The organism is Cupriavidus sp. AU9028, assembly GCF_019795295.1.
In the GTDB taxonomy this organism is placed as follows: Bacteria; Pseudomonadota; Gammaproteobacteria; order Burkholderiales; family Burkholderiaceae; genus Cupriavidus.
This window is the reverse complement of sequence record NZ_JAIMCG010000002.1, coordinates 14,113-27,198: the sequence shown is the minus strand read 5'-3', so window position 1 is coordinate 27,198 and position 13,086 is coordinate 14,113. Positions and strand designations below refer to the sequence as shown.

10 protein-coding genes are annotated in these 13,086 nt (G+C 62.9%); 8 read left to right on the top strand and 2 right to left on the bottom strand.

From position 1 onward, the window contains the following. The first annotated feature begins 6 nt into the window (after positions 1–6). The 7 genes from K6V06_RS02480 to K6V06_RS02450 all read left to right on the top strand — a co-directional run bounded on the left by K6V06_RS02480 (position 7) and on the right by K6V06_RS02450 (position 10,742). The gene (locus K6V06_RS02480; RefSeq protein ID WP_222240008.1) at positions 7–3,465 is read left to right on the top strand and encodes an HAD-IA family hydrolase; all 3,459 of its coding nucleotides are present in this window, start codon (positions 7–9) and stop codon (positions 3,463–3,465) included. Then, positions 3,462–4,256 (top strand): CatB-related O-acetyltransferase, encoded by a 795-nt coding sequence (locus tag K6V06_RS02475; protein ID WP_222240007.1) that lies wholly within the window; start codon positions 3,462–3,464, stop codon positions 4,254–4,256. The genes K6V06_RS02480 and K6V06_RS02475 overlap by 4 nt, the downstream gene beginning before the upstream one ends. Positions 4,257–4,276: 20 nt before the next feature. After that, positions 4,277–6,355 (top strand): capsular polysaccharide biosynthesis protein, encoded by a 2,079-nt coding sequence (locus K6V06_RS02470; RefSeq protein WP_222240006.1) that lies wholly within the window; start codon positions 4,277–4,279, stop codon positions 6,353–6,355. Between the two features lie 209 nt (positions 6,356–6,564). Beyond that, complete coding sequence (locus K6V06_RS02465; RefSeq protein ID WP_255581539.1) at positions 6,565–7,815, top strand: capsule biosynthesis protein; 1,251 nt, start codon at positions 6,565–6,567, stop codon at positions 7,813–7,815. Positions 7,816–7,849: 34 nt separating this feature from the next. Then, the gene (locus K6V06_RS02460; protein WP_222240005.1) at positions 7,850–8,191 is read left to right on the top strand and encodes a hypothetical protein; all 342 of its coding nucleotides are present in this window, start codon (positions 7,850–7,852) and stop codon (positions 8,189–8,191) included. Continuing rightward, complete coding sequence (locus K6V06_RS02455; protein WP_222240004.1) at positions 8,188–9,363, top strand: hypothetical protein; 1,176 nt, start codon at positions 8,188–8,190, stop codon at positions 9,361–9,363. The genes K6V06_RS02460 and K6V06_RS02455 overlap by 4 nt, the downstream gene beginning before the upstream one ends. Positions 9,364–9,380: 17 nt before the next feature. After that, positions 9,381–10,742 carry a cytochrome P450 gene (locus tag K6V06_RS02450; RefSeq protein WP_222240003.1) on the top strand — a complete coding sequence of 454 codons (1,362 nt, stop codon included), beginning with the start codon at positions 9,381–9,383 and terminating at the stop codon, positions 10,740–10,742. Between the two features lie 19 nt (positions 10,743–10,761). On the opposite strand, the gene K6V06_RS02445 is transcribed toward K6V06_RS02450, so the two are convergent. Together K6V06_RS02445 and K6V06_RS02440 are read right to left on the bottom strand one after the other, a co-directional pair. Then, positions 10,762–11,202: a DNA-binding response regulator gene (locus K6V06_RS02445; protein WP_222240002.1), complete on the bottom strand. Its 441-nt coding sequence runs from the start codon at positions 11,200–11,202 to the stop codon at positions 10,762–10,764. Next, on the bottom strand, positions 11,196–11,456 hold the full coding sequence (locus K6V06_RS02440; RefSeq protein WP_222240001.1) for a hypothetical protein: 261 nt from the start codon (positions 11,454–11,456) through the stop codon (positions 11,196–11,198). Before K6V06_RS02440 ends, K6V06_RS02445 begins: the two co-directional genes overlap by 7 nt. A gap of 49 nt (positions 11,457–11,505) precedes the next feature. Here K6V06_RS02440 and K6V06_RS02435 point away from each other — a divergent pair, with 49 nt between their 5' ends. Further along, positions 11,506–13,023 (top strand): lyase family protein, encoded by a 1,518-nt coding sequence (locus K6V06_RS02435; protein ID WP_222240000.1) that lies wholly within the window; start codon positions 11,506–11,508, stop codon positions 13,021–13,023. The last annotated feature ends 63 nt before the right edge of the window (positions 13,024–13,086 follow it).

Below are 13,086 nucleotides of genomic sequence, written 5' to 3'. Positions count from 1 at the left end.
GACAAAATGAAGGTACTCATCTGGAATCCGCCTTGGGGCGCGAACGGCAGTCTCCTCCACTTCAGGAATTGCTTCCTGAAGCATCTTGCTCCGCAAGCCAATACCCTTGCCACGGCCGGTTGCTCGGTCGACGTCGTGGTGCCGGAAGCTTTTGGCGCGGATGCCGACATCCTCGTACCGAATGTCCGCCGGATCCCGGTCGGCATGGACGCTGTCATTGACATGCTCGGTTCTTTTGAGGATCCGGCGCTGACACTCTACGCCGGCGACTGGCAGGGCAAGTACCCGCGATTGATGGACGGCCTGAGGGACAGGCTCGGATCGCATTACGATGCAATCCTGTTGTGGGAAAACCCGGTGCCGTTTCTGGAAGTGCTCTATCCAGAGAGTGTCGTCGTACACCAGATGCCAGGCGTGTTCAGCCGCGCGCCCTATCCGCAAACGGTGACCTTCGACCCAGTCGGCTTGTACAAGCACGGCACGCTCCACCGGTACGCCAGCGATATCGTGTCGTCGCTGCCAGTGGCTGGAAGCCCCGGGCTTGTCGACAGATTCCGCCATCTGGCAAGGAGTGCCTTCGCGGAGATTCGACCCACCGACATTGAAGCCGCTGTCCTGTCCGGCGGGTTCGAAGAGCTCGTACTTCTCCCACTGCAAGTGTCGGGGCACTACGCGTTCCGAGCCGACACGCCTTACTCCTCTCAACTCGATTTGCTGCTCGACGTGATGCACAAAGCCAAGCCAAGCAGCGGCATTGTGGTCACTCAGTACATTTCCAACCATGTCCAGGACACGGTGATCAACGAGGAGATTCGCGCGGTGCTGGCGCAACGGTGGCCGAACCTTGTGTACGACCGCTGCTTCGACCAATATCCGACGGTTTCGCAATACCTGTTGCCCTATGTGGGCAGAGTGGTCAGTTGTTCCTCCTCGGTTGCCTTGCAGGCGATGCTCTGGGATGCGGATATCGACATCACCGCGCCCACCTTTCTCGAACAGTATTCGACGGAGAACATTGTCCGCATGGCCGGCGATCGCCGGCCCGGATACGATAATGTGCTCGATTTCATCCTGTCCCGGCACCAGCCGCTGGCCAGGCTGGTGATCGAGGACAGGAATTTCCTGTTGCAGCTTCTCTCTTCGATGGTGAAGAAGAAGCGGTCAGGAAAGGCCGGACTTGAGCTCCTTTGCGATTTCCGGGAAATTGATTCCGGCTACGAGAAGAAGCTCCTCGGCGAGTTCTCCTCGGCGCGCGCGCTGAAGTCCGTGAAAGAGGCAAGTCCACGGCTCAGCGCCGAGATGGACGATATTTCAAAGGCAGCGCGCGGTATTCGTGACCCGCGCACCAAGGTGATCTCGTTCGACGTTTTCGATACGCTGATTTCCAGGGCGGTCGAGGTCCCTGCGGACGCATACCGGCTGCTCGAAGCCGAGGCGGTGAGGATGACGGCGGGCCGCCTCGAGGATTTCGCCCGCGTGCGGCTGGCCGCCGAGATAGCGGCTCGTGAGGCGAATCCGGATGGCGAAATCACGTTCGACGACATCTATGACGCGATTTCGGCGCATTACGGATTGTCGGACGCCGAGCGGGCCCGCCTGATGGACCTGGAGGTGGACGTCGAGTATCAGCTAATCGACGTCCGACCTTTTGGACGGCGGATCTGGCAGCTCGCGGTGGAGAGCGGCAAACGAATCGTGCTTGTTTCCGACATGTACCTGCCAGCCCGGGTCGTGCGGAAATTTCTCGACAAGGCCGGGTACGCAGGGTACGAGCACTTGTTTGTATCCAGCGAGTACGGCGCAAGGAAGAAGACCGGCGATCTGTACGACGTGGCACTCGCCAGAGTTGGATGCAAGCCGGAGGAGATGTTCCACGTTGGAGACAACAAGGTTGCAGACGTGGAGCAGGCTGCGGCGAAGGGTGTGAGGCCATACCGGCTATTGCGGGCAATTGACAGGATGCGGGGCAACCCCCACTACAAGACCCTGTTCGATCCTCGGGCTTCCGCGGGCGAGCGCCCGCGAAGCGCGATCGCCGGTCTGATCGCAAGAACCGTCTTCGATGCACCGGGCGGCGCGGCGGAAAAGGACGGCCTCTTCACCGGAAGTCCCTTCCGGCTGGGATATGCAGCGCTCGGCCCGCTGGTTGCTGGCTACGTACTGTGGTTGGGGAGGCGAGCCAAGGTCGATGGCGTTTCGAAGCTGTTCTTCCTGGCCCGGGAAGGGTGGCTATTGCATCAGGTATACAAGGCGCTCTTCAACGGCACGTCCGAGGAGATTCCGAATTGCTATCTCTATGCCTCACGCCGGGCGGCCCGTGTTGCAGCGCTGCGCACGGAGGATGATATTCGCTCGGTTGCGGCGCAGCCTTTCGTCAATGGCGCCCGGCTGTCGGACCTGCTCGGCGACCGATTCGGTGTGCGATGCGAGGATGTCCCCGCTGCAGTGCTTGAAGCCGCAGGAATTGCGTCAGTAGACCTTGCCATGGAGTCGAGTGCGGGCGGGCGTCTCGCGTTCACCAACCTTTGTGTCGGAATCAAGGATCTGATTCTTGCCAAGGCCGAGGGCGAACGCGAACCATATCTGCAGTATCTGACCGCTCAGAATCTCGACAGCGAACCCGCGCCCGCGGTGGTTGACATCGGCTGGAAGGCCAATATGCAGGGCTCACTTGGCGCACTGCTGGGAAAGCCGTTGGGCGGGTATTACCTTGCGACGCTTCAGGGTGCCGAACGGTGGCTTCATCAAGGGCACCGGCTGTCTGCATATCTTGGCGACTATCTTGTCCAGGGGTACGCACCGGCGCTGGTCAACAACCGACACTTGCTCGAGTTTCTCACCTGCCATACCGACCGCAGCCTGGAACGGATGACGCGGGAGGGAGACAGGTTCGTGCCCGTGATGCGTATGGAGAGCGAGCATGCATCCCGCCGGCTCCTGATACAGGAAGTGCACCGCGGTGCCATGGCGTTTGCCGCCGATCTGCGCGGCGGCTACGGGGAATTGCTCCAGCACATCCATATCGACCCCTCCACGGCTTCCCGCGTGATGAGCGAGTTCATCACGCGCCCCTGCCCGGCGGACGCGGCGTTGTTGCGCGGCGTGGCCTTCGAGGATTCCTTCGGGGGAATCAGGCAGCGGTATGTGATTTCGCCTCGGGATCGGGACGCGTCGGTATGGAGGCAGGGTTTCGATTGCCTGAGCAGCAATACTCAAGGCGACAGCGTGGTCGCAACCCGCCAGCAAGCAAGCACGGCTTCTGTCAAATCTCACCGAGCCTCTCATGAGACGGCGAAGACCGTCTCCCAACCGGTGCTGATCTTCCGACGTGTCGAGGGACGGATCGTCAGGTGGGTGGGAGGCGAGCGCAAATATCGCAAGTATCTTCGCGACAGGACGCAGTTCTTCGCGGATAGCAAGAATCTGGTATGGAAGCGTTGGGCCAAGGTGGCGGTTCCGTCATGAGCAAACTGCAGAAGCACGACTGCAGCGCGAGCCCGGTCTTCACAGACGACGCCGCTGTGGCAAGCCGTCACCTGGCGGGCATGGGAATCAGCATCGACTCGGTTCGGCAGATCAGCCAGGGATTCGAGGCGGAATCGCCTTGCCGGATCTCGAAGGCCAATATCATCGGGGATTGTTCCATCGGTGCCTTCAGTTATCTGGGACCCTCCGCTGAGGTGAGGCGGGCGACCATCGGCCGCTTCTGTTCCATTGCCGCGAATGTCGCCATCGGACCTGCCGAGCATCCGCTCGACTGGGTTTCGTCACATCCCGTCGGCTTCAATGGTGTGCGGTACTTCGATGGCAGGGAGGAATGGGAGTTCTTCAAGGACTCGCGCCAACGCTTTCACGGCAATTCCGCGCGCACCTTCATCGGGAACGATGTCTGGATAGGCAGGAATGCCATCGTCAGGCAAGGGATCCGGGTTGGCGATGGGGCGGTCATTGCTGGAAACGCGTTCGTCAGCAGAGACGTTCCGCCCTACGCCATCGTTGGCGGTGTGCCAGCACGGATTTTACGGTACCGTTTCCCGGCGGAAACGATCGAACGCTTGCTAAGCATCCGCTGGTGGGACTGGAAACTGCTTCCCGAGGAGCATGACCTCGACATGTCGAACGTCGATGACTTCGTCAACCGCGTGGAGCAGCTGATCGGCCAACAACGACTCGACAGGTTCACGCCGGGAATCGTGGTCTTCAAAGCCGGAAAGCCATTTTGCATCACGGCGCAACAGGAAGGCGCCCGGCAGTGAGGCCGCACGAATCCCCACCCGTGACTCCAGCAGGACCGGGCCCCATTCTCGTCTGCTCGCGAGGAATCCGCAGGATCAGGAACCTGCCGTCCTTTCTGGGCAGGGACGTTGTCTTCGTGCGTCACCAGGCAGAAGGCGGTGCTGGTGCCGCGGCTGTCGCGGTATGGGGCAAGCGGGCAACCGCGCTTCCTGCCGAGGCGTTCGCAAGAAGGGCAGGCATCGCGGTGATCCTTCGATTGGAGGACGGGTTCCTTCGCTCGATTGGATTGGGAGTGGAGCGGGCCCAGCCACTATCGCTCGTGGTGGACGATCTGGGCATCTACTATGACGCAAGCCAACCGTCGCGACTGGAGGTTCTTATTGCGGAAGGCACTATGGACGCGGAGCTTATGGCCGCGGCGTGCCGCGCAATGGACCTGGTGAAACAGCACCGTCTGTCCAAATACAACAAGGCGCCGTTGTTGACTCTTGCGCCGAGGAGTGGAAAACGGCGCGTCCTCGTCATTGATCAGACCGCCGAAGACATGTCGATTCTGCTCGGCGGATGCGATGCCAGCACCTTCGGGAACATGCTGGATGCCGCGCGAACCGAGCACCCTGATGCCGAGATCTGGATCAAGACGCACCCCGATGTCATTTCGGGAAAGAAAAAGGGAAACCTGACGACGCAGGCCCAGGATGCACGGGTACACCTGCTTGCACAAGACGGGTGTCCCCTCGGCCTGCTTGGCCAGTTCGACCACATCTACGTTGCCACATCGCAATTGGGCTTTGAAGCCCTGATGCTGGGGAAGCCGGTAACCGTGTTTGGAAAGCCGTGGTATGCCGGCTGGGGGCTGACCGACGATCGCCATGCAGATATGGAGTCATTGCGGGCACGTCGGCCAAGCCCTCGCAGACTGGAGGAGCTGTTTGCCGCTGCGTACTTGCAGTACGCGCGATACATCCACCCGGCCACCGGCGCACCTGGCAGTCTTTTCGAACTCATAGACTGGCTCGCGCGCAACAAGGCAATCAACGACGAGAGCCGCGGCACACACGTTTGCGTGGGAATGAGTCTGTGGAAGCGGAGCGTCATCAAGCCCTTCCTCGGGACGCCATCCAGCCGGCTTCGATTCGTCCGTCGGCTCGATGGCCATCAGCTTGCCATGCTGCCCAAAGACACGCGTATCGTCCTTTGGGGCAACCGGTTCCCGGAGCTTGCACGACAGGCCGCTGTACTCGGCATCCCGGTATTGCGCGTGGAGGATGGGTTCGTGCGCTCGATCGGACTTGGTTCCAATCTCCATGCGCCGCTTTCGCTGGCGATCGATGGGCCGGGCATCTACTACGATCCCTTCTCGGGTAGCCGTCTCGAGCGCCTGTTGACCGAGGTCGAGCTGGACGACGCGCAGCAACAGCGGGCCCTGCTCCTCCGGGAGACATTGCTTCGCAACCGGATCAGCAAATACAACGTCGGGAGAGCATTCCGCCCCGCTCGTGCGAGCGCCGGCAGGAAGATCATCCTGGTGCCCGGCCAGGTTGAGGATGACGCGTCGGTTCTTGCCGGCTCTCCGGTGGTCTCCAGCAACCTGGAACTGCTGAGGGTAACCCGCAGTGCCAATCCCGCCGCCTGGATCATCTATAAGCCGCATCCGGACGTCGTCAGTGGAAATCGGCGCGGTGCGGTGCTGCCGGAAGACATACGCGAACTGGCCGATGAAGTGGCTGAGGAGGCGAACATTGGGGACTGCATTGCCGCTGCGGACGAGGTCCATACGATGACGTCATTGACTGGCTTCGAGGCGCTCTTGCACGGAAAGGTAGTCCATTGTCATGGCGGACCGTTTTACGCGGGTTGGGGTCTTACAGTCGACCACTTCGCGTTGCCTCACCGACAGCGCCGTCTGTCGCTCGACCAGTTGGTGTATGCCGCGCTGTGTCTGTATCCGCGTTATCGGCTTCCCGGAGTCGACGGATTTTGCTCCGTCGAGGACGTGGTACAGCATCTTGCCTCCATTCGGCCGGGCAGTACTTCACGGCTCGAGAGCACGTGGTTCGCAAAGCAACTGCGCAAAGCGCGCCAACTGATCCGTGTCGTCGCAACGGTGCGGGGGTAGCAACGATGTTGTCATTTCGGGAAATGGGCGCAGGGCGACAGCCCGTCGGCAAATGGGGGTCCGTTCCTGCCACGCCCGGTGAGACGAGGCGTGTCAACACGCCGGTAGTGGCAGACCGGGGCCTGGTGGAGCGGGCATCGCTGGATCAGCTGATGCGCCACTCGAGATTGCTATTCCTCCAAGGACCGAATGGTCCCTTCTTCTCACGCTTGCGCGACGCTCTTGAACGTGCGGACCGAAAGGTATGGAAGGTCAACTTCAATGGGGGCGACGACCTCTTTTTTCGTGGCGCCAATGTCATCCGGTTTGCCCGGCCGATGCCGGAGTGGGAGGCATTTCTGCATGATCTCGTTCAGCGGCTCGGCATTCAGGCGATAGTTGTCTTCGGTAGCGCCCGTCGTCACCATCGGATTGCGGAACGGTTGGCGCTGTCTTTGGGGCTCGCGTTCTGGGTGTTCGAAGAGGGGTATCTCCGTCCCGATTACGTCACGCTCGAGCGTGGTGGAGTCAATGCTGCCTCACCGCTTGCCGCCGTCGATCTGGACGAAATGCCGCTGATTCCCGCTGAACCGAAGGGCCGCACTTTCAGTCATGCCTTTGGCAGGATGGCCTGGTACTCCTTCTGCTATTTCCTGATAGGGCTGGCACTGCAGCATCGCTATCCCGATTACCGTCACCACAAACCCTTCCATCTGCGGGAGGTTGGCTTCTGGCTGCGCGCCGCCTATCGAAAGCGGCTGTACCGCAAGCTGGAGCGGCCTATCGTTCGTCAGCTGCTGTCGGACGGTCACGCGCCGTTCTACCTGGTTGCGCTGCAGGTCCACAACGACAGCCAGATACGGCTTTACAGCCCGTGGCGCCGGATCGAGGACTTCATCGAATGGACGGTCCATTCGTTCGCGCATCATGCGCCGGACGGCACGATGCTGGTAATCAAGCATCATCCGATGGACCGGGGACACCGGGACTACACCGAGGTCATCCGCGCCGCCGCGTATCGATATGAGGTCGAAGATCGCGTGGTCTATGTCCACGATGCGCATTTGCCCAGTCTGCTCCAGCGTTGCGACGGCGTGGTGACGATCAACTCAACGACCGGACTGCAGGCGCTCTATCACCGCGTGCCTGTCATCGTCCTGGGCCGGTGCTTCTACGACAAGGCAGGGCTGACCTATCAGGGTAGCCTGGACAGCTTCTGGAAGCACCCGCCTCCGGTGGATGTTCCCGCCTTCCGGCGTTTCCGCAATTATCTGATCCACGCCTCGCAGATCAACTCCTCGTTCTACGCGGACGAGCGCGTTGGCCGTGCGGGGCAGCGGGCAGGGTGGTACAGGCGGTGGCCGGCGCGCGTCGCCTGCTTCAGTGCGTTGCTCGCCGTGGATCCGCACTGGTTCCCGCAGATCGAGGTATCGAGAATCCTGTCGCTCGTGCAGCCGGCTTACGCGTGGCTGGCGGGCTGACGCCCGCTCAAGCGACAAAGCGTCCAATCGCTATATGAAAGAACGAATCGCCGGCTTCCTGCTGATGGTCTTCATCGTGCCCCTTGCTCTGGCGGGCTACCTCCTGATCGTCTATGTCGGCTTCTTCGGCAAGACCGAGCGGGGCCGCGCGGGCGTCCGGGCGCTGGACCACTTCGTCAATGCGACCGTCTTCAACGGTTACGCCTGGGAGTCGGTGTCCTCGCACGCCTGGCGCGAGCAGCATCTGTGGTGGGCGAAGGCCGTGATCTGGCTGACCGACAAGTTCCAGAAGGACCACTGCCGGCGCGCGAACAAACGGGAGCAGCCGGTGGTGGACCTGATCCTGAAGAAGAAGCTGCACGACCGCACGCTATGACGACAATGCAAACCAACGCCAGCGAGCCGGCCAGCCAGGCGCAGGTGCGGCGTCGCAAGGTCTACTACGTCAGCGGCTTCGATCCACGCGGCGCCGCCTTTTATCATCGGTTGTATCGCGAGGAAGCGGCCCGGCAGTCCGTCCATCATGGCGATGGCAGGGTGGAGGTGGGTGCCCGATCACGCCGGGGCCCGCACGTCAGCGGCTGGGACGTCGCGGGCCGATGGGGCGCCCACGAGGTCGTGACGGAATACCAGTTCCTGCATTGGGACGATCTGGTCCGTTCCCAGTGGGAGCCGAATCTGCTGCGGCTGCTGTGGTCGGCGATGGCAAGCTATGCTGGCTATGCGCGCTGCGGCGCCTTTGCCCGGCTGCGGCGCGGATTTCGGGGGCCGTTCTATAGCGCCCTCTATCCGGTCGCCTATGTCGCGCTGGTCCTGCTGCTGGGCCTCGGCGCCGGCGCCGCGGTCCTTGCGCTGCTGGGCGCCGCGCTTCCTCCGCTTGCGGCATCGGCTGCGGCGCTTGCCGTTGCGGGTGGTGCCATCTGGTCCGGGATGTCCCTGGGCAATCGGCTCGCGGTCTTCTGGCTGCTGCGCACCTATCGCTGCGTCCACGGCTGGGGCGTACGCGAGCAGCCGGAGCTCGATCGCCGTATCGAAGAACTGGCGGCGTGGATACGAGAGGACCTGCAGCGCTCGCCGGCAGACGAGGCGTTGCTGATCGGCCATAGCGTCGGCTCCATCGTGGCGACGTCGCTGGCGGCTCGGCTGCTGGACGCGTTGCCGCCGGAGCAGCGGCGAACGATGACACTGATTACGCTGGGCCAGTGCATCCCGCTGCTTGGCCTGATTCCCACCGCCACGGCCTTCCGCGCATCGCTGCGGCGCCTCGGGCAGGAGCGCGAGATGCAGTGGTTTGACATGAATGCGCGCGCGGACTCGCTTTGCTTCGCACAGGTCAGTCCGCTGGAGATTGCCGGTATTGCGGGCAACGCTGGCCGCCCCCTGCGCCTGGTGGTGCGACCCTTCCGCATGTTCGGCAAGGGGGAGTACGCGAGGATGAAGCTGAGCAAGCAGCGCCTGCATTTCCAGTACCTGATGGCCAGTGCCTTGCCCAACGAGTACGACTACTTCCGGATGACGGCGGGGCCAAGCCGCATTCGGCCATTCTGATCCTTTCTGTCGCAGCGATGTCTTTCCAGCCTCCGTACCCCAAGCCGCACGTGCGCAAGAGTTCGTTCCTGTTGCGCTTCCTGCGCGGCTGGAATTCATGGATTCACGTGCTGTTCGAGCGCAGCTATTCCATGAAGATGGGCAAGATCTCCCAGCCGGGCATGGACATCTTCATGGTGAACGACGCCGACTGGGTGCGGAAAATCCTGGCCGATACGCGCGAGTACCCCAAGCATCGGCTGATGCACCGGATGCTGGAGCCGCTGCTCGGCAGCAGCATCTTCACCACCAACGGTCCGACCTGGGAGCGGCAGCGCCGCCTGGTCGAGCCGGCCTTCGCGCAGGCGCGGCTGAAGCTGGTGTTCTCCTTGATGGCGGATTCGGTCGCTGGCATGGTGACCCGCCTCGATGCAGTGGCAGACGGCCGCTCCTGGGAGGTGGATGGAGAGATGACCTATGTGACGGCCGACATCATCTTCCGCACCATCCTGTCGGAGAATCTGGAGGAAGCCGACGCGAAGGCAATCTACGACGCTTTCCTCGATTTCCAGCATCACGCCCAGCGCGCGATGATCCTGATGATCTATCGCCTGCCCGCGTTCTTCGCACGCCGTGCAAGCGCGCGTGCGGCCGCGAAAATCCGGGCCATCCTGTCGCAGATCATCAAGCGCCGGTTCGATGCCTGGGAGCGCGGCGAGCGAGGCGGGCAGGAGGACATCCTGGCCGGCCTGATGGCCGCCAGCGATCCGGTCAGCGGCGACCGCTTCAGCTACGAGGAACTGGTCGATCAGGTCTGCATGCTGTTCCTCGCCGGGCACGAGACCTCGGCGAGCGCGCTGACATGGGCGCTCTATCTGATTTCGAACTGCCCACACCTGCAGGACCGTATGCACGAGGAGATCCTGGCGGTGGTCGGAGATCGCCCGTTCGAACTGGGCGACATCAAGAGCCTGCCGGCCGTCGGCAACGTCTTCCGGGAAACGCTGCGGCTGTATCCGCCGGTCGGCTTCTTCGTACGGGAGGCGATGCAGACGGCCTGCATCCGCGACAAGGAGGTCAAGGAGGGTTCGCCGATCCTGATCTCGCCGTGGCTCATCCATCGGCATCGCTCGCTGTGGGAGCGGCCGGACGACTTCGACCCGGAGCGCTTCGACACCCCGGCGGGGAAGGAGTCCGCCAGATGTGCCTACATTCCTTTCAGCAAGGGGCCGCGCGTGTGCATCGGCGCTGCCTACGCGACGCAGGAAGCGGTGCTGATCCTCGCGACGATCGTACGGCGTTACCGAGTCGAAGCAGTGGCCGAGCATGTTCCCCAGGTGGTGGGGCGCGTGACGATCCGCTCGGGAAACGGCGTGCGCGTCAGGCTCCGGCGTCGTTGATATTGCTGACGATGCGCGGCTAGGCGAACCGCAGCATGCCCCGGCACGTGCTCGGATATACCGGCGCCGCGGCGCCGCATCGGCGCGCGGCCTGCCGGTCGCGGCCCGGCAAGGGCAAGGCGCGCGCAATGGCCGCTTCGATCCGGTCGATCGATGCCGTCTTGGGCAGATGGTCCACCACGCCGCACCCGTCCGGCATCCCCGTCCAGATATTGTCCGAGAGCAGCAAGATCGCCGCATTGGGCAACCGCTTGTGTAGGCGTCGCAGCAGATCGCAATTGTGGGTCGATTGGTCCGACATGCCGTAGACGACCAGTACCGGTGCCAGGCTGTGCGCAATATCGACGATCGCGGACGGTTCAATCAGCTGGACCTGTTCGACACCGCTCGTGTTTTCGAGAATCTGCTGCAAGCCGAGAGCAATCAGTGGATGATCTTCTACGACAATTGCACTCACCATTTCGTCTCCCATTTTTCAGTCTTTTCGGCCATAAGCAAGCGATGTGCCAAAGGGGGCGCGACTTGCGCCTGCGCTGCCTGATTGCCGTGTTTCCCGTTGGCTTGCGCGGTTCGACGTAGCACGAGCCGGAATGGGCCGCCCTGCGCATAGTGGTCAACCTGAATTGCGAAATGGAAATGGCCCGGAAATAATTCCAGTCCGGACATGGCGACATGCGCTTGCTTTTCGGCATCGGCAGGGTGACCGGCCGTCATGGCCGGGGCGCGGTTTCCCGGATGTCCTCACAACACTTCCTCACGGCTCATGACCACTTCCTGGCTTTCCCGCGCTGCTGCCATCGCTGTCGCCATCTCGTGCCTCCACGGCGCCTCGGCGCGGGCGCAGGCCGCTGCCGCACCCCAACCTCAGCGCGACGAGTTCTTCTGGCTGGGGGAGATCAACAAGGCCACAACCGTGATCAACACCGAACAAGGCCTGCTGGACAGGAGCGTTGCGCCCCGCATTGCGGCCGGCCTGGCGAAGGTGCTGGAAGACGGTCGTCAACCGGGGGCGAAACGGCCCTCCACGGTGATCACCTTCGAGCCGATGCTGATTCGTGCGGCTGGCGTCGAGGCGACCTTGCTGCACGCGGGGCGTTCCAGCCAGGACATGCATGCAACCTATCGCGCGGCGATCATGCGGGACAACCTGCTGGCGCTGGCGGCGCAACTGGACACAACGGCGGGCACGCTGGTCGGCCTGGCCGAGCGGCATGCCCAGACCATGGTGCCGAACTACACCAATGGGGTCGCCGCGCAGGCCAACAGCTACGGCCACTACCTGCTCGGTCATGCCGCCGGGCTGGAGCGGGCCGCGCAGCGCATCCGCGAGACGTATGCGCGCGTGGACCGTTCACCGATGGGAACGACGGTGCTGAACGGCACCAGCTGGCCGCTGGACCGCAAGCGCATGGCCGACTATCTCGGCTTCGCCGGCGTGGTGGAGAACGCCTACGACGCCGCGCAGATTTCGTCGGCCGAGTATCCGGTGGAGGTCGGCGGCATCGTGACGACCATCGCGCTGCAGGCCGGCAGCTTCGTCGAGGACGTGATGACGCAATACGCGCAGTCCCGGCCCTGGATCCTGCTGCAGGAAGGCGGTGGCAATACCTATGTGTCCAGCGCCATGCCGCAGAAGCGCAATCCCGGCCTGCTGAACAATGCGCGCAGCCATGCCTCGACGGCGATCACGCTGGCGATGGGACCGGTGTGGCAGGCCCACAATATCCCGCCGGGCATGGCCGACGCGAAGGACGTCAAGGCGAACGCGGCGATGGTGGAGAGCGGCACCCGTGTATTGCGCGAATGGGACCGCATCCTGAAGGCGCTGGTGATCGACCCCCAGCGCGCGCTGGAGGAGCTCAACAGCGACTGGACCGCGTCGCAGGAGCTGGCCGATACGCTGATGCGCGAGCACGGCGTGCCGTTCCGCGCCGGCCATCATTTCGCTTCGGAGGTAGTGGAATACGCCAAGGCCAACAACATCCGGCCCAGCGAGTTTCCCTATGCGCAGGCGCAGCGCATCTATCGCGAAGCTGGCAAGGAGTACAACCTGGGTGAACTGCCGATCGGCGAGGCGGCATTCCGTGCCACCCTGGACCCGAGCGCGATCGTCAAGCACCGCGCTACGCAGGGCGGGCCGCAGCAGGCAGAGATGGCGCGCATGCTCGGCGCCGCCAGGCAGCGCATCGTCGAGAACCAGGCCTGGGTCAAGAGCCGTCGTGCCGCGATCGATGCGGCACTGGCGCGGCTGGATCGGGATTTCCGCCGGCTGTCGAACTGACATCGTGATGGGCGCAGGCCAGGGCGCGGCCGGCCTGCCTTGACAGTACAGGTTCGCCCGCCA

Bases quoted from the DNA above. Each gene is read 5' to 3' on its own strand.
- K6V06_RS02455 (WP_222240004.1), top strand. From the start codon at position 8,188: ATGACGACAATGCAAACCAACGCCAGCGAGCCGGCCAGCCAGGCGCAG.
- K6V06_RS02450 (WP_222240003.1), top strand. From the start codon at position 9,381: ATGTCTTTCCAGCCTCCGTACCCCAAGCCGCACGTGCGCAAGAGTTCG.
- K6V06_RS02445 (WP_222240002.1), bottom strand. From the start codon at position 11,202: ATGGTGAGTGCAATTGTCGTAGAAGATCATCCACTGATTGCTCTCGGC.
- K6V06_RS02460 (WP_222240005.1), top strand. From the start codon at position 7,850: ATGAAAGAACGAATCGCCGGCTTCCTGCTGATGGTCTTCATCGTGCCC.
- K6V06_RS02435 (WP_222240000.1), top strand. From the start codon at position 11,506: ATGACCACTTCCTGGCTTTCCCGCGCTGCTGCCATCGCTGTCGCCATC.
- K6V06_RS02475 (WP_222240007.1), top strand. From the start codon at position 3,462: ATGAGCAAACTGCAGAAGCACGACTGCAGCGCGAGCCCGGTCTTCACA.
- K6V06_RS02440 (WP_222240001.1), bottom strand. From the start codon at position 11,456: ATGACGGCCGGTCACCCTGCCGATGCCGAAAAGCAAGCGCATGTCGCC.
- K6V06_RS02480 (WP_222240008.1), top strand. From the start codon at position 7: ATGAAGGTACTCATCTGGAATCCGCCTTGGGGCGCGAACGGCAGTCTC.